This window comes from Prochlorococcus sp. MIT2304 (assembly GCF_059772405.1).
Window position 1 is genome coordinate 1,534,602 of the sequence record NZ_CM186286.1, and the last position, 23,377, is coordinate 1,557,978.

Consider the following 23,377-nt stretch of genomic DNA (forward strand, 5'->3'; position numbering starts at 1 on the left):
ATATTTTTGATGAATAGATCTGATCTTAGAAGACAAGTTGCTGAATTATTTATAGTAAGAGCAAGTGGATATAATCTTGATTCGCAACGTTTATATCCCAACTTAGAAAAATCTAATTCAAGTCTTAAGAGACTTTTAGAAGAAGGTGTTGGTGGAGTTATTTTTTTAGGAGGAACTGTAAAAGAATTAGAAATTCGTTGCAATGTTTTAAAAAAATGGTCGGGCAAACCTCTTCTCTTATGTGCTGACATTGAGGAAGGTGTTGGCCAACGATTTTATGGAGGAACAAAGTTTATTCCTCCAATGGGTATCGCTCAGATTTATAAAAAAGATCATAATTTAGCAATTTCTATTGCTGAGAAAATCGGCTATTTTACTGGTAAAGAAGCAAAATATATTGGTTTAAATTGGCTATTAGCACCAGTCTGCGATATTAATAACAATTCAAATAACCCGGTTATAAATCTAAGAGCTTGGGGAGAAGAAACTGAACCAGTCAAAAGTTTAACTTGTGCTTTTTATAGGGGTGTTTCTAAAACACAAATACTTACTTGCGCAAAACATTTCCCTGGGCATGGCAATTCCGAAATTGACTCTCACTTGGATCTTCCAGAAATTCAGAATGACTTATCTGAATTAGAGAAATTTGAGTTAATTCCCTTTAGATCTTTAATCAATCAAGGAGTCAACAGTATCATGATCGGGCATTTGCTTTTGTCAAAAATTGATCCTATTTATCCTGCAACACTTTCAAAAAGATTGGTTACTGATCTGTTACGTATTAAATTAAAATATGATGGTTTAGTTGTCAGCGATGCCTTGGTTATGAATGCAATATCAAAAAAATATAGTAGTGGTATATCTGCAGTTATGGCTTTTGAAGCAGGAATTGATTTGATTATGATGCCAAAAGATATTGATGAGGCAATTGATTCTCTAACTGATGCTTTTTATTCAGAAAAAATTTCTTTAGAAAGGTTAAATATATCTAGAGAAAGAAGAAAAAAACAACTTGATTTGATTGGGAATGAAAATGATTCAGGAGAAAAAGAATTAAGGCATGAGGATGTTAAGAATAAATTTTTAGTTAATGCTTATAGATTTAGTAATTCTATAATAACAAAATCAATTTTTGTCAGAGGAAAAAGTACTATAAAGGCTAAAGTTGATGATATTAATCTAATACAAATTGATAATTTTGATCAAGTATCTAATAAATTTTTGCCTGCATTAAATTTACCTAAGGCAGTAGGCTTTAGAAATTTAATTGTACATCCACTAGGCATCAGTCCATGGCAAGATAGTAATAAAAGGTTTTTAGAATTAGGGCAATTTCGTAATAGTAAAATCCTTATTCAGCTTTTTGTAAGAGGTAAACCATTTGTAGGATCAGAATATCATAATGATCATTGGATAGACGCTATAAAAAATTTAGAAATTGAGGAAAGATTATCAGGAATTATTATATATGGATGTCCATATTTGTATGATAAAATAAAGAAAACTATTCATGAATTGACCCCTTTGGCTTATAGTCCTAGTCAAATAGAGGAAGCACAAACTCAAATTTTAAGTCGTATTTTGCAATCAAAAACAGTTCAAAAGGAAGTTGATGAAACATCAGGTGAAAAATTTACTGATTGAAAATTGTTTAATAGATGATCTAGTACTCAAGAAAAGCCTTATAAATGTTTAAATAATTGCATAGTGATTCTTTAGACTTCCTAGAAAGAAGCTCATAGAAATGGCTTTAACTGACAAGAAGATAATTATTACTCGTGCCCAAGAACAGACTTCAGAGGCTCGTAAGATCTTTCAAGAAAATGGAGCTGAGGTATTCGATCTTCCTTCATTAGTGATTGGACCTCCAGACGACTGGGCTCCTTTAGATGATGCTTTAAAGGAAATTGCTACTTTTGACTGGATTATTTTTTCTAGCGCAAATGGTGTTAGAAATGTTGAAGATAGACTGAAAGTAATAGGATTATCTTTATCGAAAATTTCCAAGACTATTCAAATTGCTGCTGTCGGTAAAAAAACAGCTTCTTTGTTATCAGATATTGATGCAAAGATTAGTTTTGTGCCTCCTAGTTTTGTCGCAGATAGCTTGGTTGAATATTTCCCTCAAAATCAAAAAGGTTTAAAACTATTCATTCCGAGAGTACAAACCGGAGGAAGATCAATATTATCTGATTCTTTTAAATTAAAAGGAGCAGAGGTGACTGAAGTAGCTGCTTATGAATCTTCTTGTCCTAAAGATATGCCTCAAAAGACTATAGAGGCTTTGAATAGTGGAGAAATAGATATTATTGCTTTTACTAGTGGTAAAACAGTAAAAAATACTGTCAACTTATTTAAAAAATACTTTGGTGAAAATTGGTTGACATTAATCGAAAGGACTAAACTTGTTTCGATTGGCCCCCAAACAACTATTAGCTGTAAAAACCTTATTAGAGAACCTGATAACGAGGCTTCACCACATGATCTAGATGGTTTATTAAAAGCTTGCTTGGAACTACAATTTAATTAAATTTATGCAGATTTTTCGACAAGATCTTTGAAACTATCAAGATTTTTTTGTAATTCTTTTGTAACCATTCCTCTAAGAATATTTGCTTTCATTAGATTTGCTAACACTTGAGGTAATTCATAAGATATTTTTAATTTAACCACAGTTGTATTACTCTCTTCATTGTAAAAACGTACTGAACCCTTGGTAGGCAAACCACCAACCGATTTCCATTCCAATTTCTCTGCTTCTACTCTTTCAGTGATTTGAGCTTTCCATTTAAAACGAAAGCCATTAGCTGCAAGTGTCCACTCTGTTAAATCAGGAAGTGTCGAGGTTTTTTCATCCACTGTCTTAACCGATTCAATCCAAGTCATCCACAAAGGCATCGAATCTAAATCACTCCAAAACTTCCAGACAATTTCAACTGGAGCATGAATTTCACTTATCACTGTGTGATCAAGCCACTTTCCCATTTGTTAAGCAACCGAAGAATTTTTTGCAAGTGAAACAGGCTTGGAGAGCATTGCTGAAGCAGCAAGATGACCACTCATTGTTGCTCCTTCCATAGAGTCAATGTAATCCTGTTTTGTGTAACTGCCTGCTAAGAAGAAATTACTAAAAGAGGTTTTTTGATCTGGTCTATATGGATCCATTCCAGGTGCCTCTCTGTAGAGAGAATGAGAAACTTTGACCACATTGCTCCATAAAAGCTTCAAGCCTTTGGAAGAAGGGAAAAGAGTCCTTACCTGAAGATCAGTATGTTTTACAATTTCATCTGAGGGCTTGGTAATCCAGGGATCTCCAGGCGTTAAGACACATTGAAGTAGTGAGCCCTGACCATCTTTTTTATAGTCTTCTGGGCTTGATAGGGCTAAATCAGCAAAACAACTAAAATCAGCATCGGCTGTATATAGCAAATTGTCTAAACCAGATGGACTTTTTAGATTTATTTGAGCTTTTTTATTATTAATCTCTGTTACCCAGCCATCGTATCTAAGTTGTACTGTTGCGACTGGCACCGCATCAAGATTGAAAAGTGAATCAAACTCTTTAAAACGTCTCCATGATCTAGGAATTATTCTTTTAATACCAGATACATCGCAAGCAGCTAAATATTTGTCTGCTTGAATTTGTTTTTCACCATCTGGAGTTTGAAGAGTTAATCCAGTCACGGATGGTTGGTCGGAATCCTCTGAATGAATTTCTTTAACAATATTCTCTAAGTGAAGTTTTCCGCCTCTTTGTTCAATGTAATCGAGTATTGGCTTCGTGAGCCATTTATGTGGTGAGCCCTTCAATAGGTTGAGCTTGGATGCCTCTGTTTTTGAAGCGAACATCATAAAGATGGTAAGCATGCATCTTGCTGAAATAGCTTCGCAATCAATGAATCCCAGAGCATATGCAATGGGATTCCACATCCTTTCGATGCTATTCAAGCTTCCTCCATGGTTTAGAAACCATTGTTTAAAGCTTATGGAATCTAATGAGCGTATTGTTTTCATCGCCCCTTCATAGTCAATAAGCCCTCTCACAATTGGACTTGTCCCAAGAGCAAGAGCATTTCTCAGTTTGTCAATCCAATTTAATTGAGGTGTAGTGAAGAAGGCTTTTAAACCGTTAAAAGGAGCTCCTGCGAAAAATCGAAAATCAAGTGACTTGATGTCACCGCCCTTGTTAACAAAAAGGTGAGTGTGGTCTTTTGGTAAAAGATTTTCAAATGCCCCTACTTTTCTCATTAAGGTAAAAAGATTGGCATAGTTGAAAAAAAACACATGCAAGCCCATCTCTATATGATTGCCATCGGAATCTTCCCAGCTTCCAACTTTACCTCCAATAAATGGTTTTGCTTCATATAGGTCGACCTCATGTCCTTCATCAACAAGGTCAACTGCAGCAGTCAATCCTGCCAAACCTGCACCTATTATTGCGATTTTCACTCGTTTAATTAGATGGATACACTAACTCTATGAATAAAAACTCGTTTTTGGCACTTTTAAAATCGAATATAATTAATAGAGTGTTATTAAAGTTGAGAAAAAACAATGACTGAATCAAACGCACCGCCCGAAACTCATAAAGCTCAAGATGGCAAGGGAGTACTGATCACCACTACTGCATTGGATCAGTTGGCTAGACTTTGCAAAGAACAAGGTTCAGGGAAACTATTGAGAGTTGGAGTACGTTCAGGAGGATGCAGTGGTATGAGTTACACAATGGACTTTGTGTCCGCTGATGATATTCAAAAAGATGATGAAGTTTATGAATATTTAGTAGGTGGCAGCTCTTTTAAAGTGATTTGTGATCCCAAGAGTCTTTTGTATATTTATGGCATGCAGTTAGATTTCAGTACAGATTTAATTGGTGGAGGCTTTAACTTTACTAATCCCAATGCATCACAAACTTGTGGCTGTGGAAGTTCCTTTGCAGTTTAACTTTACCTAAAAGAATTTAAAAATTAAAAATGGATCAATCAGAGGAAAGTCTTTTTGAAGAGGCCCTAAATCGCTATAAGGCTGGATCACCAGCTGATGAATTGATTGAAGATTTTCAGAAAATAACCTCTACTACTCCAAATAATGCTGCTGCATGGACATGCTTGTCTTGGCTGCAGTTGTTATGTGATTCGCCTCAGGAAGCCTTGCGGTCTGCGCGATATGCAGTGAAACTTAACGGCCAAGATCCTCAGTCAAGAATAAATTTAAGTCTTGCATTGTTAGAGACTAATTCTAAAGGAGTTAGAGATCATATTGATTATGTGAAAAGGGCTATGTTCGTTCTTCCTGAATTAGAAAAAGAATTAAAAGAATCATTTGAAGATGGTCTTTTACGGAAACCTAATTGGAAAACATTACTTAAAATCAAAAGTTGGTTAGATCTTTGATTCCTAATTAGATTTAATCAAATAATTTTTAAGCTAATATTGCTTTAAAAGCTTCATTGATTGTGGGGAAACTGAATTTAAATTTGAGTTTTTTCAACCTTTGAGGTTTGACATTTTGTCCCTCTAAAACTACACGAGCGCCATCTCCTAAAATTAACTTCAATATCGGCCCTGGTACTGCGAGTAGACTTGGTCTGCCAAGTGCTTGACCAAGTAAATTAGAGAATTCATTCATTCGGACAGGATTTGGTGCAACCCCATTGACAACCCCAGACCAAGCAGAATTCTTCACACTTTCGTTAATAAGATTACAAAGATCTGTTCTGTGTATCCAGCTCATCCATTGTTTTCCATCTCCTATAGGACCTCCAAGACCTGCTCTAAAAATAGGAAGCATTTTTCCTAGTGCTCCGCCATCTTTGGCTAATACGATGCCAATTCTTACAATTAGAAGGCGAGTCGATCTTGGTTTGCTTTTGGCACTAGATTCCCATTCTTTGCAGAGATTTGCTAGAAAATCTTTACCTTGAATATTGTCTTCATTGAATTCAGTTTGAGGATGTGAGCCATAAAAACCAACTGCCGATGCATTAATGAGGAATTTTGGGGGCTTTCTAAGATTTCGGAGGTTTTTAATCAGATTTTTTGTTGTTTCTACACGACTATTAGTAATTTCTTTACAGTGATCGCTTGTCCATCTTTTTTCAGCTATAGGTTCGCCAGCGAGATTGATCACGCCTTCGCAGCTTTTAAGGCAAGTCTGAATTTCTTCTTTATCCCAAGACGAGGACTCAGATGGATTCATTTGTATGACATTTATGCTTTGATCTTTAGCTATGGCTTTTAGCTTTGCTTTGGGTTGCCTAGATATGACTGTGAGGTTATGTCCTTCTCTAATTAGTAGAGGAATTAATTCTCTTCCGATAAAACCAGTGCATCCAGTAAGTAGTAATTTCATGATTTCTCTAATCAGATTTGATCAGCTTAGAGGGATTTTGATTAACTTATGGTGTTTATCGTTAAAGAATATTTGCGTTAAGGAATTTGCAATTAATTAATGACATGATTTTTATCATTTTGCTTTAACTGCTATTCTTCATTTGATTAGTCGAATTAAGTCGTTAGTATTTTTTATTATTATTGAACATGTCTGAACAAACCGGAAAAGTAGATGATTCACAATCACCTTCAAAGATAAAGAAGAAACTCAGAAAAGGAGATCTCGTAAAAGTTGAGCGTGAAAAATATTCTAGTAGCTTAGAATCTGAAGCCAGTGATACTGAATTACCTGAATATATTTTTCAAGGACCTGGAGAAGTATTGTTGATTAAAGGTGATTATTGTCAAGTCAGGTGGAGCAGACCAGTCCCTGATGTTTGGATAAATTCTGATCATTTGGTCTCATACAAATAAATGAATAAATATTGAAACTATAAAATAATCCATTCTTTTTTATTGCTTTGTAAAAATTTCTTTTTTTTCTTAGCAATAGCAATCATTGCTTTCCCATCATGGAGGTAATTGTCTACATAACCCATGGTATAGCGTTCTAATTCATTTAGACCATCCTCGACATGTGATAAGCAATGATAGAGATCTAAACTGAAATCCCTTATAATTGAGGGGCATGCTAAAGATGTATAAATTTTTTTAATCTTAGTAATTTTGTTTTTACTTTCTTCAAGATAAAGGCAGAAAGAATCCATTAATATCTGATCATAAGGATCAGCTGACAAATCTTTTATTTTTGAACCTAAAGGATTGATTATTTGCCCTAATAATTTATCAATAGGTAGGTATATATTCTGAAACCATTTTTTTATATCTTCAGATTTAGAGTAATTATTAGTTTCTCTTTTGTGTTCATTTTTTTTGTAAACTTTTGAATTATTAATTTTATTTAAATGAAGATCTTTGTGTTTTCTCTTTAATATTTCCCATGCTGAGTTGACTTCGAGCATTACTGCTGAATCACCCCCTTTATCGGGATGATGTATTTTAACAAGTTTTCTATATGCTTTTTTTATCTCTTCTAGTTTTGCGCTGGGATGAACTTTTAATATTTGATATGGGTCTTTGTTCATTCTTAAATGCTTCTTTCTTTTTTTAGAGGTACTCATTCCCTTTTACTGGGTTTGCGGGGATGGAAGTAAACATAGTGGTTGACAGATATCTTTCTCCAAAACTAGGCAGGATCACAACTAAGCGCTTGTTCGTAAATTCAGGTTTATTCCCTAGCTTTAAAGCTGCGGCTACTGCAGCACCACTGCTGACACCACTAAGCAATCCTTCTTCCTTGGCAAGTCTTCTTCCTATGTCCATTGCCTCATTGTCATTGATTTTTATCACTTCATCAATTTGATTCATATCCAACACATTTGGGATGAAACCAGCACCAATGCCTTGTATTGCATGAGATCCAGGCTTTCCCCCTGAGAGAACAGGGCTTGATGAAGGTTCAACAGCAAAAACCTTTATTTTCGGATTTTTTTGTTTTAAGAATCGGGCACAACCTGTGATTGTTCCTCCTGTTCCCACTCCAGCAATCAATCCGTCAAGCTTGCCTTCGCAATCTTCCCAAATTTCTTCGGCGGTAGTTTTTTCATGAATATCAGGATTGGACAAATTATCGAATTGCTGAAGTAAATAGGCATTAGGTATGGAAGCCACTAATTCCTTTGCCAACTGAATAGCTCCTTGAATTCCTTCTTTGCCGGGAGTTAGTTGAAGTTCTGCTCCAAATGCTCTCAACATTGAGCGTCTCTCAGTACTCATTGTGTCAGGCATTGTCAGTATGAGACGATAACCCTTTGCTGCTGCAACCATAGCCAAGGCAATTCCTGTATTTCCGCTAGTTGGTTCAATAAGTACAGTATGGCCAGGTTTGATGGTGCCCTTTCCTTCCGCTGATTTGACCATTGCGCCAGCTATGCGGTCTTTTACGGATGCTGTCGGATTGAAACTTTCTAATTTAGCTACGATTTCAGCTTGACAATTAAATTCACTAGGTAATCGATTCAATTTGACCAAGGGTGTTTGGCCAACTAAAGAAGTTATGTCATTTGCAATTGGCATGATCTGATTTTAAAAACAGGGATCAGTTTCTTGGCAGAAGTTATTTAATAATTCAAGTCTTTTTTAATAATGCTTGAAAATTTGTTATTCAAAAGCTTTATTGGTCTTTTAGAGATATAAATAGGTGGAATAATTTTTTGATATTGACCGAGAGCATATCCAACAACTATCGGTTTCCAATTGTATGGATTTTTCTTTTTTGGACCATAGCTTGTGGAATAGCATTTGTCTCTTTGGGAAATTTGCCTTTAAGAGATTTCGATGAAGCAACTGTTGCAAGAGTTGCATTGGAATTAAACCAAAAAAGTGGACTAGAACGTTTGCTTCCCTCTATCTGGGATCGGCCTTATTTGAATAAACCGCCTGGCTTGCATTGGATAATATCTTTTGCGATTGGAATTAGTCGAAATTTCCAAAATAATTTTGGAATATTACCCTCTGAATTTTGTATAAGATTTTTCCCGGCACTTTTTTCTACATTTGTTGTTCCATTAGGAGCCTTGATTCAGTGGAATTTGCGTCCTAAAGATCGAATTGCTTGCATTACTACATCAGCAATTTTATTAACTTTATTACCAATTATTAGATATGGGCGAATGGCCATGTTGGACGGAACGCAACTTAGTGCTATTGCACTTTTATGGTTTTGCTTATCATCTATAAAAAACAATAAGTCGGCTAAATTTAATTTTTTAGGAGCTGGGTTTGCGTGTAGTTTTATACTTTTACTTAAAGCTCCTGTAATTATCCCTGCACTATTTGCATCTTTATTACCTTTAATCTGGGAATATAAATCACAAAAATATTTTAATAATCTTTCATGGGCTTGGTTCTTTTATGGACTAATTCCCGGTTTCGCTTGGCACTTATGGAATATCTTTTCCTACGGGTCAGGAGCTTTCTGGCTCTGGTGGGGAGATGGAGCAGGAAGAGTTTTATTTGAAAATGGATCAGGAAGTGATCTGGGAGTTTTGGTTCCAATAATTGAAATACTTGAAGGAGGTTGGCCTTGGATTCTTGTATGGCCAATTGGTTTTTTATGGGCATGCTTTAGTCTCAATACTCGTTGGGGAGTGTGGGTTTTTAGCACTCAGATCATTATTGCAGGAAGTATTTTACCCTTAAAAATGCAACTTCCTTGGTATGTGCATCCTTTTTGGCTGCCTTTCGCTTTAATATGTGGTCCTCCAGTCTCTTGGTTAATTCAAAGGAAAGGTAACGATAACCTTTTTGCTAAAAAATTATTAAGTAAGATTCCATATGCATTATCTTTGATTGGATTATGTTTAATTGTTTTTGCTTTATTAATTAAATTAGATATTCTGAATTTTGGAGAGGTTTACTTCAATATAATTTTTTATATAAGTTTAGGTTGGTGTACGGGAGGATTATTATTATCTAATTCAAGAAGAAATATTAGAAAAGTTGGTTTTGTTGGAATAATTTTCGGAAGTATTATTACTTTATTCTTTTTTGTGAACTCTGAATTTTGGTTATGGGAAATAAATGAGAATTGGGATGTAAGACCAGTAGCTGAATTTTTATCTAGCTTTCCTGATCAACCAATATATATTCGAAATAGCTTCGAGCGTCCAAGCTTAAATTGGTATGCTCAAAAACAAATAAAAAGTTTTAACGATAAAAATCAAACTAATTGCAACCTAATTAAGAAAACTAATGATTGGGATCTTTATACATGTAATGATTAAATAAAATATTATTATTCAGATATTTTTCACTTCTCCTGCATTTGTTTGTAAGAATTGAACGGTTATTAGGTTTTTAAAAAAAAGTGTATTGCATTGAGCTTACTATTAAATTAAGTCCTCTGCCTTTGGTTGTTCAAAGAAAAGAGCATGGAGATGCTCAGAGACTTTATTCTGAAGTAATTGATTCGATAAAAAAAGGCAATCAAAGGCTTTTAGAATTGACTTGTGAAAAAGTGGAAGATAAAAGAATTACTGTTCTTGTGAATGAAATATCAGCTGTTCAGATTTATGAAAAGACCAGTAGCAGTTCTAGTAAGAGGCCTGGATTCTCATTCCAGGATTAAGAAAATAGGGGTTTTAAAATTTTGAAATCAACTTGGTCCGGTCACTTGGAATTCGATAAAGTTTCTTTTTCTTGGCCCTACGGAGTCAATGTTATTGATCAATTGTCTTTCTCAATCGTAAAACCTGGTTTATGGATGATAGTGGGTGAAAATGGGAGCGGTAAAAGTACATTGTTTCGCCTAATCAGTGGGGTGATTCGTCCTAAAAGTGGAAAAATATACTGTTCGCTTAGACCATCAATGGTTTATCAAAATCCAGATCATCAATTGCTCATGCCAACATGTAAAAGTGAATTAATGCTCAGCGTTCCGAAAACCATTCCTCATAGCAAATTATTCGATTTGATTCAATCTGCTCTTGAAAAAGTGGATTTAGGAGAAATGCTGGACAGACCAATTCATACCTTAAGTGGTGGCCAAAAGCAGCGATTAGCTCTTGCTAGTGCAATTGTCAGCAATTCAAATTTACTGTTACTTGATGAGCCCACAGCGCTATTAGATCCTCAAAGTCAAAACTCAGTTTTGAAAGTTGTGCAGAAGTTGACAAGTTCCTCAACGGAACCAATAACAGCAGTATGGGTGACTCATCGATTGGAGGAATTATTTTTTTGTGATGGGGCGGCAATAGTAAAAAATGGATGTATGAGTAAATGGGATTCTGGTTCAAAAGTGTTCCAAGAATTAAAAACACTTGCCGTTAGGTAGCTGGCAAGGCTAAGTTCTTAATGTTTCAATCCTCGGTAGCTCAGCGGTAGAGCGATCGGCTGTTAACCGATTGGTCGCAGGTTCGAATCCCGCCCGGGGAGTTTAAAAAACAAATTTAAATTTGTTTTAACCTTTAAAATTAGACTTTCTCGTTTTGAATTGAAAAATCAATATTTATTGATTTGTTAGGTAAAAACAAATCTCTAAGATTTATTTATGAGCATTTTTTCTTTCAGTTTTGAGAATTCCTTAACAGTAGAGCCCTGGAATCGGAAGACTTTCTAAAGACAGTTAATTTATTTTTCTCCTTTTCAAGTCAAAAAAACAAGTCATGGCATATGATTTGCAGGATTAGGGTATGTAAAAACGAATTTTCCGAATTCTGCAATAAAAACAAAATTTTGAGAGAATCATATGAAAATTTAGTAATCGCTGTTGCGGGTACTTTTAACTTGGTCATTTATCAATGAAGCCTTGCATTTTACTTATTGAAGACGATCAAGATATGAGAGATCTGGTTGCAGGGCACCTTGAGCACACAGGTTTTGATGTCCAAAAAGCTGAGGATGGTATCAAGGGCCAAGCACTTGCTTTGCAATACGCTCCTGATCTAATTCTCCTTGATTTAATGCTTCCAAAAGTTGATGGTTTAACTCTCTGTCAACGTTTAAGAAGGGATGAGAGAACAGCGGGTATTCCTATCCTCATGATCACAGCGCTGGGTGGCATAAAAGATAAAGTCACTGGCTTCAATTCTGGTGCAGATGATTACATCACAAAGCCATTTGACTTAGAGGAATTACAAGTAAGGATCAAGGCATTATTAAGGAGGACAAATCGTGCTCCACTGGGAAGTAATAATCAGCAAGAAATACTCAATTACGGTCCTCTCACACTTGTTCCTGAAAGATTTGAGGCGATATGGTTCGAATCACCAGTACGTTTGACTCATCTAGAATTTGAATTGCTTCATTGTCTGATGCAAAGACATGGGCAGACAGTTGCACCTTCATTAATTCTAAAAGAAGTTTGGGGTTATGAACCTGACGATGATATTGAAACCATACGTGTGCATGTAAGACATCTAAGAACTAAGCTTGAACCTGATCCTAGAAAACCAAGATTCATTAAAACTGTCTATGGTGCTGGATATTGCTTGGAATTGCCTACTGGAGAAAAAATAAAAGAAATTCAGCCGTTAATTATTCAATCTAGAGAAGCTAGTACTGTTAAAGAGAATACTGATGAAAAAGTGATTGCTTAATCAATCAAATTGATTTCTAATAATGCTACTTCCCAAGCAAGTCTGGGTTGTACGTAATTTATTAATTGCTTTCTCAGTTCTTCGAGTTTTTTTATGATATTTGGGTTTTGTTTTTTTATCCAAATTCGATTTTGTTCAAAATCAATTAACCATAATTGCTGATCTATGTTAAGTTCATCTGTGATTTCTTTAGCTAATATTAGTAATTCAATTTGACTATCTAATCTGATTTCTAGTTTTTGTCTTAACGGACTTGAAATTTCTAACCAATAGTGGAGGTTTATTAGATATCGTCCAGGAGAACCACATGAAAAATCGATTAGTTCTTTAATTTCTTGATTTGGAATATTATCTATTTCTCGTGCAAATTCTGATTGCTGAATGATTTTATTAACGTGATTATCATTTAGGCGTTCAAATGGGACTATTTGACACCTAGATCTTATAGTTGATAATAATTTCTCTGGTCTTTGAGTAATAAGAATAAATAATCCTGTATTTGTATCTTCAAGAGTTTTTAATAATGCATTTGATGCAGACTCATTTATTCGCTCAACATCTTCAATTAAAACAATGCTTCTTTCAGCTCCAAATGGTTTTTTCCCTAAGAATTCTATTATATCTTTAATTTGATTAAGCCTTATTTGCGGACGCGATTTGATGCTTATATTTTCGGACTTTGCTTTTGTTTGTGAAATAGTTTTACCTTGCACTATATAAGAAGGTTCTATCCATAATAAGTCAGGATGATTATTACTTTCTATTTTTCTTTTTGTGGACTCATTATCAAAACTCTTATCAAGAAGAGTATTAATAAAAACTTTTGCAGTTTTTTTTCTTCCAACTCCCTCTGGTCCAGCAAATAAATAAGCAGGCGCAATATGTCTTTTAGAGATGGCGGACTTTAAAATTTCAATTGCTACATCTTGCCCATATATAGTTTTAAAGTCATTCATTTTATTTGTTTTTTGAAAATTTAGTTATCTCCGATTGAATCTTGGATAAAATTTCTTTTTTGGAATTCATAGCAGATATTCGTTTCCATTTATTTTCTTCACATAAAGCCCTAAAGCCAAGAGAGACATTTAATAAAAACTCTTTGCCTTCTTTTTCCATTCGATCATCTTTTAAATTTATTCTCCTTTTGATACTCTCTTCCACAGGTATATCTAGTAGAAAAGTAATGTCTGGAGAAATATCTTGAGTAGCAATGATTTCTAGGTCTTTGATTAACTTAATATTTAATTTTCTTCCGTAACCTTGATAAGCAATTGTGGATCCACAAAATCTATCGCTTATTACCCAATCCCCTTTGTTTAAAGATGGACGAATAATTTCGTTGATGTGTTGAGCTCTATCTGCGGCATAAAGTAAAAGCTCTGTAATTGAATCAGGATTGTATTCTTTAGAAGTATCTAATAAAATTGATCTTAAGTATTTTCCTAATTTAGTCCCTCCTGGTTCTCTAGTGATAACTAATTTATTATTTTCAGGAATCAGATCAGTGTCAAGAAGCCATTTTGATAATTGATTGATTTGAGTGGTTTTGCCAGAGCCATCAATACCCTCAAAAACAATAAATTTTCCTTTCATTTTGACTTTAATGAGATGGCATTTAATACAACACTTATTGAGCTCAAAGCCATAAGTAAAGCTGCCAAGGGAGGTGATAGTAATAAGCCAGATGATGGGAGAAGTAATCCTGCTGCTATTGGTAAAGCAATTAAGTTGTATCCAAATGCCCAAGCAAGATTTTGTCTTATTTTGAGCATTGCTTGTCTCGAAAGTTGCAAAGCATTGGGTAGAGCCTCTAAATTTTCCCCGAGTAAAACAAGATCAGCAGAATCTTGAGCTATTTGAGTTCCTGTTCCTATTGCTACTCCTAAGTCTGCGGAAGCAAGAGCTGGAGCATCATTGATTCCATCACCAACCATTGCAACTAAGCCGTTATTTTTTAGTTCATTTAACTTATTAAGCTTTCCTGAAGGTAACATTTGCCATTCAATTTGTTTTGAATTAAACCCTAATTTTTTTCCTAGAGATAACACTGCTGAATCTCTATCACCACTGAATAAACTCAATGAAAAACCTTTTGAGCGTAATTTGTTAATTGAAAGTAAAGCATCTTTTCTTAATTGATCATCTATCAAGAAAAAACCTAACAATTTATTCTCCCGAGCTACTGCAACTACTGACTGAGCTTTTCTTTTTGAATGCATAAAATGTTGTTCAATTATTTCATTCCATTGAACTCCCTCACTTCTTATCCATTCTGGCGTTCCGACTCTAATCAATCCCTCTAAATTATTAATTTTGCCTGATAAGCCTTTCCCTGCAAATGTGGTTGAGGAGGTAACTTTCTCTAGTTTAATTTCTTTTTTATGTGCTTCTTGAATGATTGCTTGTGCAAGAGGGTGTCGACTATCTTGTTCGATGCTTGCGGCTAATTTGAGCATCTCATCCCTAGATGAATCTAGGTTTTCCCATGAGCCAACAATTAAAGGTCTTCCAATTGTCAGTGTTCCTGTTTTATCAAAAACGATCTGGCTGATTTTGGATGCCATTTCTATCACATCTCCGCCCTTAAAAAGCCAACCTCTTTTTGCAGCTTCCCCAGAGGCAACAGTTATGACTGTTGGGGTCGCAAGACCTAGAGCACATGGACAGGCAACAACTAAAACGGCTATTGACAATTGAAATGAGAGGCCAATTGGTGTTTGCGTTGTATTCATAAAATGATCATGCAAATGATGACTTTGCATGAAACCTTGATTAGAGACTTCTAAAACTTCTGGCCATATTCTTGTCCCTATCCTCCACCAAAAAAGAAAAGTAAAAAAGGCAAGAGTTGTCACTGCATAGCAAAAAATCCCTGCGACCTTGTCTGCTAATCCTTGAATTGGGGCTTTTCTTGCTTGGGCTTCTTCAACTAAACTTATAATCTTGGCTATTGCAGTATCAGAACCAATTTTTTGTACTTCTAAAATAATAGTTGATTCTAAGTTCAAACTTCCAGAAGGCAGCTGGACACCAGGTGATGCCTCTAATGGTAAGGATTCACCAGTAAGACTGGATATATCTACTGCCGAATTACCCTTTACAACTAAACCATCAACAGGGATTCTATCTCCTGCTAATAGTTGAATTTTTTCTCCTGGCCGTAGAGCACCTATTCTTATCTCACGGGTTTCATTGTTATCTAAAACTAGATTGGCTATGTCAGGCTGTAACTTGGCTAATTCTTTTAATGCTGTACCTGTGTTTACTCGAGCTCTTTCTTCTAAAAAACGCCCTAATAAAACAAATCCAAGTAGCATGACCGGTTCATTGAAAAAACATGGCCAACCAACTGTTGGCCATATTAAAGCAGTTATACTTGCTAAGTAAGCACTCAGCACACCAAGACTAACTAAGGTATCCATAGTCGGCGTGAGATTCAGAGCCGCCTGGAAACCTGCTTTTAAGATTCCCTTGCCTGGGCCAAGTAAAGCAAATGTCGCGAGTGCTGCATGAAAAGGTAATGAACCAATTAGGGGTATTGATATTTGTTGCCCCTCTACTAAATGTCCCAACCCAGAGAGAATGAGAAGTGCAGTAGCTATTATTAGTTGTCGCCACTTATTCCATAAATTTTGATTGTCATTTTTTTCTAATTCAATATTGTTTGAAATCGTTTGGTAATCTCTTTCCTTTGCAGGAAAACCCTTAGATGAAAGAGTTCGTATTACATCATTTAAGGAATTATTAATTTCTTTAAGTTCTACAAAAGCTGTTTTTGTAACTAAATTAACGCTCGCATTAGTTATATTTGGGTCGTTTTTAAGGATTTTTTCTACTGCTTGTACACAACTTCCGCATTTCATCCCATCTACATCAAGCAAAATTGAATTTTTGCTTTGTGCAATTTTTTTGTTGCTCAAGGGAATATAAATACTTGATACTTATTCTAAATTTAATAAATAAATAGCATGTTGCATTTATTTAATAATTTATTAATACATAAAATTAGTAACATTATATATATCCATTTTTTCTATTTCCAAGCAAGATAGAATATGTCTATTGAAATTGGTTCAATCCGTGCCACGAAGTCAAAACAAAGACAATTTTCTTGATAAGGCCTTCACGAAGATGGCTGAGGGGATAGTGAAAGTGATGCCAATTGCCTCTAAAGAAAAAGAGGCCTATTTGTATTACAGAAAAGGCCTAGCAGCACAAAATGATGGAGATTATTCAGAGGCTCTTGAGTACTACGAAGAGAGCTTAAAACTTGAGGATAATCAAGTTGATAGAGGAGAGACATTGAAAAACATGGCAATTATTTACATGAGTAATGGAGATGAAGAGAGGGCACTAGATACATATAAAAAAGCTTTAGGGCAAAATCCAAAACAGCCCTCTTGTTTGAAAAATATGGGATTAATTTATGAAAAAAGAGGCAGAATGGCTCAAAGGAATGGAAATCAAGATGAAGGTGATATCTGGTTTGATCAGGCAGCTGAAGTTTGGAGTAAGGCTGTGCGTCTCTATCCAGGTGGATATTTAGATATAGAGAATTGGCTTAAGACTACAGGGAGAGGAAATGTTGATGTTTATTTATAAAATAACAAAACCCCAAATTAAATATTATTTAAAGCATAGATTAACGCTTGATTTATATTAGATGCTTTTAATATTTTTAATTGTTTATTTGATTCAATCTGACTTGTATCTATTCCATTTGGGATGATTAATGTTTTATATCCAAGTCTGATAACCTCATTAATTCGTTGTTGCATTTGTCTGACCAATCTTAATTGCCCAGCTAGACCTATTTCACCTATAAAAACCACACCTTCTGCAAGCTCAATATCCTTAAAACTCGAAACTATTGCTGCTGCTATTCCAAGATCAGCTCCTGGTTCTTCTACGTCTAATCCTCCAGCAACAGCTAAATAACAGTCATATTTTGAGAGTGAGAGATTCATATTTTTTTCTAGAACTGCCAAGATTTGATGAAGCCTGTTTATCTCAATACCCGTGGTAGTTCTTCTGGGACTTGCATAACTGGTGGGATTTAAAAGTGCTTGTATATCTATGGCTAGTGGTCTTGTCCCCTCGCAAGTGACAATTGTCGAAATGCCAGGGGCGGAGATTTTGCTTAAGAATAGTTCGCTTGGATTAGATACTTCTGATAATCCATCTGCTTGCATTTCAAAAACACCAAGCTCACAAGTTGCACCAAACCGATTTTTTACCCCTCTCAGTAGTCTGTGAGAAGCAAATCTATCGCCCTCAAAAGTAAGTACCGCATCAACAAGATGCTCAAGCACTTTTGGTCCGGCAAGCATGCCATCCTTAGTGACGTGCCCGATGATTAAAAGAGATATGTTTTCTCGTTTCGCAATTTGCTGTAAAGCTGCTGAACATTCTCTAACTTGAGCAACTGAGCCAGGTGAGCTTGATAAATTCTGATCATGTAAGGCTTGAATGCTGTCTATAACTGCAACTTCAGGTTTTAAATAATTAAGTTCTTTTATAACTGATTCTAGATCCGTTTCTGCAAGTAAATGAAGATTGGACTTAGAGTTTTCTATTCGATTCCATCTAAGTTTGACTTGTTGAGCAGATTCTTCAGCAGCCACATAAAGAACAGATTTATGGTGTGCAATTTTAGTGGCACTTTGCAAAATGAGAGTGCTTTTTCCAATTCCTGGGTCTCCCCCAATTAATACAAGTGATCCAGGTACTAAACCGCCTCCTAGTACTCTGTCTAGCTCATCATATCCACTTCGAATACGATCAATGATTTGGTCTTTTGTTTGACTTATCAGCACTGAACGATAGGGAGCTTTCTCTTTGGGAGAATTAATCTTTGTGTAAATAGATTTTTCTGATTTTTGATTAATTTTTTCTTCTATTATTGAATTCCATTCTCCACAATTGTTGCAGCGGCCAAAGAATTGCCTGGTTTGAGCACCGCAACTTTGACAGATATAAATAGAGACAGATCGAGACACTTAGTTGTAAAAAGGAAGTTGGCTGTAGTTGAATAAAGATAGTGATCTTTATTGTTGGTGAACCTTCACTTAAGATCTTGTGACAGCCGCCAAAACTAAGGAAGAAATGACGGCCACAAGTCCCTCAAAGGAAACCATCCTCGTAGCTGATGATGAGGCGAGTATTAGGAGAATCCTAGAAACTCGTCTATCTATGATTGGCTATCAAGTCGTTACGGCTTGTGATGGAAACGAGGCACTAGATCTCTTCAGAAATTGCGAGCCTGATTTGGTTGTCCTTGATGTCATGATGCCTAAATTAGATGGATATGGAGTTTGTCAGGAATTAAGAAAGGAATCAGATGTTCCAATAGTCATGTTGACAGCATTGGGAGATGTTGCAGACAGAATTACTGGTTTAGAGCTAGGTGCTGATGATTACGTTGTTAAACCATTTAGCCCAAAAGAATTGGAAGCAAGGATTAGGTGTGTTTTAAGAAGAGTTGAAAAAGAACAAATAGCAGGACTGCCTAATTCTGGTGTTATTGCTGTTATGAATTTAAAGATTGATACAAATAAACGTCAGGTTTACAGAAATGATGAACGAATTAGATTGACAGGAATGGAATTTAGTCTTTTAGAACTTTTGGTTAGTCGGTCAGGTGAACCTTTTAGTAGAGGGGAGATTTTGAAAGAAGTTTGGGGATATACACCTGAAAGACATGTTGATACTAGAGTGGTTGATGTACATATTTCTAGACTAAGATCAAAACTTGAGGATGATCCAGCTAATCCGGAACTAATTCTTACTGCAAGAGGAACAGGTTATCTTTTTCAAAGAATTGTCGATTCAATGATTCCTGAAGGCTCATAAATCAGTGGAAAAAAATCACCAAAATAATAAATTAAATCGTTCTAAGGCAATTAGGCGATTGGTGATTTGGTACCGTCGAAATTCAGCTGTTACTAGTCTTGTTGACACTGCAACAAGCTCAGCTACGGCAGCAACTAATGTCGCTGGGTCAGTTGTTTCTAATGCTGGTTCTGTTGTTACAAGCGCTGGATCTATGGCTAGAAGCACACTAGAGCCATTTGTATTTGATCCTCTTAGAAGACTTCAAGTTGGAGACAGTAAAGAAGATAAAAATGAAATTCAAGATTCCGAAAGGGTTTGGGTAGCTGTCGATGGGATGGGAGGAGATCTTGCACCTGGAGCGATACTTGATGGGTGTTTGAAAGCTTTGTCATTGCTTCCATTAAAAATTAAATTTGTAGGTGAAATTGAGAAAGTACAAAAAGCAGCTATTGAATTTGGCTTAGAAGAATCTTTAGAGAGAGCTTTAGATAAAGGCAATTTTGAATTAATTCCCAGTGGTATCTCAGTTGGCATGGATGAGGAAGCCACTGCAGTGCGCAAAAAAAAGGATTCGAGCATAAATATTGCAATGAAATTAGTTAAAGAAGGAAAAGCTATGGGTGTCTATTCAGCTGGGAACTCCGGAGCAATGATGGCCTCAGCGATATTCAAGTTGGGACGTTTAAAAGGAATTGATCGTCCTGCAATTGGAGCTTTATTCCCAACAAAAGATCCTGGTCAACCAGTATTAGTTTTAGATGTTGGTGCAAATATGGACTGCAAACCAACGTATTTGCATCAATTTGCTCTTTTGGGAAATATTTATTGTCGAGACGTTTTGCAGGTAGCAAAGCCAAGAATAGGATTATTAAATATTGGAGAAGAATCTTGTAAAGGGAATGATCTTTCTCTAGAAACTTATAAACTTTTGAGTGCTGAAGAACGTTTTTGCTTTTCTGGAAATTGTGAAGGAAGAGATGTACTTTCAGGTGATTTTGATGTTGTGGTTTGTGATGGATTTACAGGAAACGTTTTGCTGAAATTTTTAGAGTCAGTTGGGAGTGTTCTTTTGGGAGTTTTGAGGGCTGAGTTGCCTAGAGGTAGACGGGGTAAAGTTGGTTCTGCTTTTTTAAGAAATAATTTAAAACGTATTAAGAAACGTTTAGATCATGCTGAACATGGTGGAGCGTTACTTCTAGGAATAAATGGAATTTGTGTGATTGGTCATGGTGGAAGCAAAGCTTTATCTGTTTTAAGTGCTTTGAGAGTTGTTCATTCTGCTGCAAGTCATGGAGTAATGGATGATTTAGCTAATCTCAATAAAAATAAAACAGATGTCTTAAAGGTCTGATAGGAACTGTCCTACCATGTGATTGACTTATGAAATGAAGGCTTTTTTTAGATTTGATTAGGAACTCTCACAGTGACTCAGGAATATCTTTTGTGGGTTGCGGAAGCGCCACGCCTAAAAAGATAATCAATAATAATCAAATCGGCCAGAGAGTAGATACTAATGATGAATGGATTCAAAGTAGAACTGGAATTGGAGAAAGAAGAGTTATTGGAGAGAATGAGTCTCTGATTGATTTGGCGACAGATGCAGCTCTTAATGCTGTAAAGATGGCAAATTGGGATGTAAAAACCATTGATTTGATAATTCTTGCAACATCTACTCCAGAGGACTTATTTGGCTCTGCGCCTAAAATTCAATCAAATTTGAAAGCCTCCAATGCAGTCGCTTTTGATTTGACCGCTGCTTGTAGCGGTTTTTTATTTGCTTTGGTAACTGCATCACAATATTTAGCTTCTGGGTCTATGAAAAGAGCGGTTGTTATAGGAGCAGATCAATTGTCAAAATGGGTAGATTGGGATGATAGAAAGACTTGCGTTTTGTTTGGAGATGGAGCAGGAGCAGTAGCTATTGAGACAACTGATAATCAAGATGGTTTAATTGGATATGATTTGAGGTCTGACGGCAGTAAAGGAGGTTGTTTAAATCTCTCTCAATCAAATATTTTTTTAGATTTAGTTCAAGGAGCTAAACATCAAAAAGGGGAATATTTACCGATTAAAATGGAGGGGAAAGAAGTTTATAAGTTTGCAGTGAAAGAAGTTCCAATTATTCTTGGAGAACTTTTAAATAAATATCAAATAGAGCCTGAAAGTATAGATTGGCTCTTGTTACACCAGGCTAATCAAAGAATTCTCGATGCTGTAGCTTCACGATTTTCAATACCGTCTGAAAAAGTGCTCTCAAATTTGAAACACTATGGCAATACCTCCGCAGCAACTATTCCATTGATGCTTGATGAGGCAGTGAGAGATCAAAGGATCAAATCAGGAGATTTAATAGCTTGTAGTGGATTTGGTGCTGGTTTGAGTTGGGGAGCCGCGTTGTTTTTTTGGCATGGTCCCTATTAGGCTGCTAAACAATTAATCAAATAAATTATGACTATTGCCTGGGTCTTTCCTGGTCAAGGCTCTCAAAAATTAGGGATGGCAAATTCGTTAATAGATTTGCCTGGTTCGAGAGAAAGATTTGAATTAGCTTCTCAAATTCTTGGACGAGATCTTTGGAAAATCTGTTGTGGTGAGAGTATTCCTAACGAAGAAATTTATGATTTAAACGATACTAGAAACACTCAACCTGCACTTTTTGTGGTTGAGTCACTATTGGTTGATGATTTAAAAAGACAAGAAAGGGAGACCCAAATAATTGCAGGTCATAGTCTCGGCGAGATAGTTGGTCTTTATTCAGCAGATGTTTTAGATGCGGAGACAGCGTTGAGGCTATTAAGGAAAAGATCTGAATTAATGGCAGCTGCAGGAGGCGGTGCAATGATTGCAGTTCTGGGCTTTGACCGTGATGAATTAGATGAGTTAATTAGAGAAACTGAGGGAGCAGCAATAGCTAATGATAATAGTGAATCCCAAGTTGTTTTATCTGGTTCACCTGATGCGGTGAAGAAAGTGGCTGATAATTTAAAATGTAAAAGAGCAATTCCTTTACAAGTTTCGGGGGCCTTTCACTCCATATTTATGACTGAAGCATCTCAAAGCTTTGCTGAGGAACTTGATCAATTAACTTTTCAAGATGCTCAGGTGCCGGTTCTTAGTAATGTTGATCCAACTCCAACTGTAGATGGTGGAAGATTGAAGGAACGCCTGAAAAAACAAATGACTACTGGGGTTAGGTGGAGAGAGACTATGAATGTCATGCAAAACGAAGGAGTAACAACAATGGTTGAAATTGGACCAGGAAATGTACTTAGTGGTCTTGCTAAACGATCAATGAAAGGGGTCCTGACTAGTCAAATCTCAAATGCAAGTGATTTAGGCTATTGATTTTGGAACAATCAAAAATAGTTGAGGGAGTTGAAACTATCAATCAAGAAATGCCTCGACAGAGCTTTGTCTATGGTTGCGTCAGTTATCTCTTTGTTTTTCCAATTTTTCGTTTTTTGTTTAGAGGTCAAACAATAGGGATTTCAAATTTACCCAAGACCGGCGGAGTTGTAGTTGTCTCTAATCACGGTTCTCACTTGGATCCACCAATATTGGGCCATGCCCTAGGCAGACCGGTAGCATTTATGGCAAAGTCTGAACTTTTCAGAATACCAATTTTGGCATCTATAATTTCAGCCTGTGGGGCTTATCCAGTTAAGAGGGGTGCTGGGGATAGAGAGGCATTAAGAACTGCCTCGAATCGAATAAATAAAGGTTGGGCCACTGGTGTGTTTTTGGATGGGACTAGACAAGAGAATGGGAGAGTTAATAATCCTAAAGCAGGAGCGGCTCTTCTTGCCTCAAGGACGTGTTGCCCTATTCTTCCTGTAGCGATAGTCAATAGTCATAGAGCTTTTCCAAAAGGATCCTTTCTCCCTAGACTTGTATCTATTCATTTAAGAGTTGGTGAATTAATTCAACCCCCTAAAACACGGAAAAGAGAAGATCTAACATCAACAACTAAAGAAATTCAAATAGCTATAAATTCAATGCTTGATAAAGGTCTAATTATAAAGAATTGAGCTCAGACTATCTCCTATTGATAAT

General features: G+C 35.9%; 24 protein-coding genes and 1 tRNA gene. 16 read left to right on the forward strand and 9 right to left on the reverse strand.

Annotated features, from left to right (window positions below; genetic code table 11):
* The first annotated feature begins 9 nt into the window (after positions 1-9).
* Both AC6EIY_RS08825 and AC6EIY_RS08830 read left to right on the forward strand, forming a co-directional pair.
* Positions 10-1,644: a glycoside hydrolase family 3 N-terminal domain-containing protein gene (locus AC6EIY_RS08825; protein ID WP_498506556.1), complete on the forward strand. Its 1,635-nt coding sequence runs from the start codon at positions 10-12 to the stop codon at positions 1,642-1,644.
* Positions 1,645-1,744: 100 nt separating this feature from the next.
* Positions 1,745-2,530, forward strand: a complete 786-nt coding sequence (locus tag AC6EIY_RS08830) for a uroporphyrinogen-III synthase (RefSeq protein WP_498506557.1) — start codon at positions 1,745-1,747, stop codon at positions 2,528-2,530.
* A 2-nt stretch (positions 2,531-2,532) separates the two neighbouring features.
* On the opposite strand, the gene AC6EIY_RS08835 is transcribed toward AC6EIY_RS08830, so the two are convergent.
* Both AC6EIY_RS08835 and zds read right to left on the reverse strand, forming a co-directional pair.
* On the reverse strand, positions 2,533-2,985 hold the full coding sequence (locus AC6EIY_RS08835; protein WP_498506558.1) for an SRPBCC family protein: 453 nt from the start codon (positions 2,983-2,985) through the stop codon (positions 2,533-2,535).
* Between the two features lie 3 nt (positions 2,986-2,988).
* The gene (zds, locus tag AC6EIY_RS08840; RefSeq protein WP_498506559.1) at positions 2,989-4,449 is read right to left on the reverse strand and encodes a 9,9'-di-cis-zeta-carotene desaturase; all 1,461 of its coding nucleotides are present in this window, start codon (positions 4,447-4,449) and stop codon (positions 2,989-2,991) included.
* Between the two features lie 105 nt (positions 4,450-4,554).
* Between zds and AC6EIY_RS08845 the strand changes: the two genes are divergently transcribed.
* Both AC6EIY_RS08845 and AC6EIY_RS08850 read left to right on the forward strand, forming a co-directional pair.
* Entirely contained in the window at positions 4,555-4,944 is a 390-nt protein-coding gene (locus AC6EIY_RS08845) for a HesB/IscA family protein (RefSeq protein ID WP_498506560.1), read from the forward strand.
* Positions 4,945-4,973: 29 nt separating this feature from the next.
* The gene (locus tag AC6EIY_RS08850) at positions 4,974-5,393 is read left to right on the forward strand and encodes a tetratricopeptide repeat protein (protein WP_498506561.1); all 420 of its coding nucleotides are present in this window, start codon (positions 4,974-4,976) and stop codon (positions 5,391-5,393) included.
* Between the two features lie 28 nt (positions 5,394-5,421).
* Here AC6EIY_RS08850 and AC6EIY_RS08855 read toward each other — a convergent pair whose 3' ends face one another.
* Entirely contained in the window at positions 5,422-6,351 is a 930-nt protein-coding gene (locus AC6EIY_RS08855; RefSeq protein ID WP_498506562.1) for a TIGR01777 family oxidoreductase, read from the reverse strand.
* Positions 6,352-6,539: 188 nt separating this feature from the next.
* On the opposite strand from AC6EIY_RS08855, the gene AC6EIY_RS08860 reads away from it, so the two are divergent.
* Entirely contained in the window at positions 6,540-6,806 is a 267-nt protein-coding gene (locus AC6EIY_RS08860; protein WP_498506563.1) for an NAD(P)H-quinone oxidoreductase subunit O, read from the forward strand.
* 17 nt (positions 6,807-6,823) lie between these two features.
* Here the strand turns inward: AC6EIY_RS08860 and AC6EIY_RS08865 are convergent, their stop codons facing one another.
* Together AC6EIY_RS08865 and cysK are read right to left on the reverse strand one after the other, a co-directional pair.
* Positions 6,824-7,513 carry a J domain-containing protein gene (locus tag AC6EIY_RS08865; RefSeq protein ID WP_498506564.1) on the reverse strand — a complete coding sequence of 230 codons (690 nt, stop codon included), beginning with the start codon at positions 7,511-7,513 and terminating at the stop codon, positions 6,824-6,826.
* Positions 7,500-8,468, reverse strand: coding sequence for a cysteine synthase A (gene cysK / locus AC6EIY_RS08870; RefSeq protein ID WP_498506565.1), 969 nt, complete (start codon positions 8,466-8,468; stop codon positions 7,500-7,502). Before cysK ends, AC6EIY_RS08865 begins: the two co-directional genes overlap by 14 nt.
* Positions 8,469-8,611: 143 nt before the next feature.
* On the opposite strand from cysK, the gene AC6EIY_RS08875 reads away from it, so the two are divergent.
* The 5 genes from AC6EIY_RS08875 (at position 8,612) to AC6EIY_RS08895 (ending at position 12,490) form a co-directional block, all read left to right on the forward strand.
* The gene (locus tag AC6EIY_RS08875; RefSeq protein ID WP_498506566.1) at positions 8,612-10,177 is read left to right on the forward strand and encodes an ArnT family glycosyltransferase; all 1,566 of its coding nucleotides are present in this window, start codon (positions 8,612-8,614) and stop codon (positions 10,175-10,177) included.
* Between the two features lie 83 nt (positions 10,178-10,260).
* Entirely contained in the window at positions 10,261-10,521 is a 261-nt protein-coding gene (locus AC6EIY_RS08880; RefSeq protein WP_498506567.1) for a UPF0367 protein family, read from the forward strand.
* 18 nt (positions 10,522-10,539) lie between these two features.
* Positions 10,540-11,226 carry an ABC transporter ATP-binding protein gene (locus AC6EIY_RS08885; RefSeq protein ID WP_498508196.1) on the forward strand — a complete coding sequence of 229 codons (687 nt, stop codon included), beginning with the start codon at positions 10,540-10,542 and terminating at the stop codon, positions 11,224-11,226.
* A gap of 29 nt (positions 11,227-11,255) precedes the next feature.
* Positions 11,256-11,327, forward strand: a tRNA-Asn gene (locus AC6EIY_RS08890).
* Between the two features lie 365 nt (positions 11,328-11,692).
* Complete coding sequence (locus tag AC6EIY_RS08895) at positions 11,693-12,490, forward strand: response regulator transcription factor (RefSeq protein WP_498506568.1); 798 nt, start codon at positions 11,693-11,695, stop codon at positions 12,488-12,490.
* On the opposite strand, the gene AC6EIY_RS08900 is transcribed toward AC6EIY_RS08895, so the two are convergent.
* The 3 genes from AC6EIY_RS08900 to AC6EIY_RS08910 are packed head-to-tail and all read right to left on the reverse strand — an operon-like array spanning position 12,487 to position 16,410.
* Complete coding sequence (locus AC6EIY_RS08900) at positions 12,487-13,446, reverse strand: DNA polymerase III subunit delta' (RefSeq protein WP_498506569.1); 960 nt, start codon at positions 13,444-13,446, stop codon at positions 12,487-12,489. The genes AC6EIY_RS08895 and AC6EIY_RS08900 overlap by 4 nt on opposite strands.
* 1 nt (position 13,447) lies before the next feature.
* A complete protein-coding gene (tmk, locus tag AC6EIY_RS08905) occupies positions 13,448-14,083 on the reverse strand; it encodes a dTMP kinase (RefSeq protein ID WP_498506570.1) in 636 nt (211 codons plus the stop codon).
* Entirely contained in the window at positions 14,080-16,410 is a 2,331-nt protein-coding gene (locus AC6EIY_RS08910; RefSeq protein WP_498506571.1) for a heavy metal translocating P-type ATPase, read from the reverse strand. Before AC6EIY_RS08910 ends, tmk begins: the two co-directional genes overlap by 4 nt.
* A gap of 160 nt (positions 16,411-16,570) precedes the next feature.
* Between AC6EIY_RS08910 and AC6EIY_RS08915 the strand changes: the two genes are divergently transcribed.
* Positions 16,571-17,092, forward strand: coding sequence for a photosystem I assembly protein Ycf3 (locus AC6EIY_RS08915; protein ID WP_498462024.1), 522 nt, complete (start codon positions 16,571-16,573; stop codon positions 17,090-17,092).
* Between the two features lie 17 nt (positions 17,093-17,109).
* Here AC6EIY_RS08915 and radA read toward each other — a convergent pair whose 3' ends face one another.
* Complete coding sequence (gene radA, locus AC6EIY_RS08920; protein ID WP_498506572.1) at positions 17,110-18,489, reverse strand: DNA repair protein RadA; 1,380 nt, start codon at positions 18,487-18,489, stop codon at positions 17,110-17,112.
* 106 nt (positions 18,490-18,595) lie between these two features.
* On the opposite strand from radA, the gene rpaB reads away from it, so the two are divergent.
* From rpaB to AC6EIY_RS08945, 5 genes are read left to right on the forward strand one after another with little or no spacing between them, the layout of a single operon-like run.
* Entirely contained in the window at positions 18,596-19,342 is a 747-nt protein-coding gene (gene rpaB, locus AC6EIY_RS08925) for a response regulator transcription factor RpaB (protein ID WP_011294133.1), read from the forward strand.
* A gap of 4 nt (positions 19,343-19,346) precedes the next feature.
* A complete protein-coding gene (gene plsX / locus AC6EIY_RS08930; RefSeq protein ID WP_498506573.1) occupies positions 19,347-20,675 on the forward strand; it encodes a phosphate acyltransferase PlsX in 1,329 nt (442 codons plus the stop codon).
* A 53-nt stretch (positions 20,676-20,728) separates the two neighbouring features.
* Positions 20,729-21,745, forward strand: coding sequence for a beta-ketoacyl-ACP synthase III (locus AC6EIY_RS08935; RefSeq protein ID WP_498506574.1), 1,017 nt, complete (start codon positions 20,729-20,731; stop codon positions 21,743-21,745).
* 27 nt (positions 21,746-21,772) lie between these two features.
* Complete coding sequence (gene fabD / locus AC6EIY_RS08940; RefSeq protein ID WP_498506575.1) at positions 21,773-22,669, forward strand: ACP S-malonyltransferase; 897 nt, start codon at positions 21,773-21,775, stop codon at positions 22,667-22,669.
* Between the two features lie 50 nt (positions 22,670-22,719).
* Positions 22,720-23,352: a lysophospholipid acyltransferase family protein gene (locus tag AC6EIY_RS08945; RefSeq protein WP_498508197.1), complete on the forward strand. Its 633-nt coding sequence runs from the start codon at positions 22,720-22,722 to the stop codon at positions 23,350-23,352.
* Positions 23,353-23,377 lie beyond the last annotated feature (25 nt).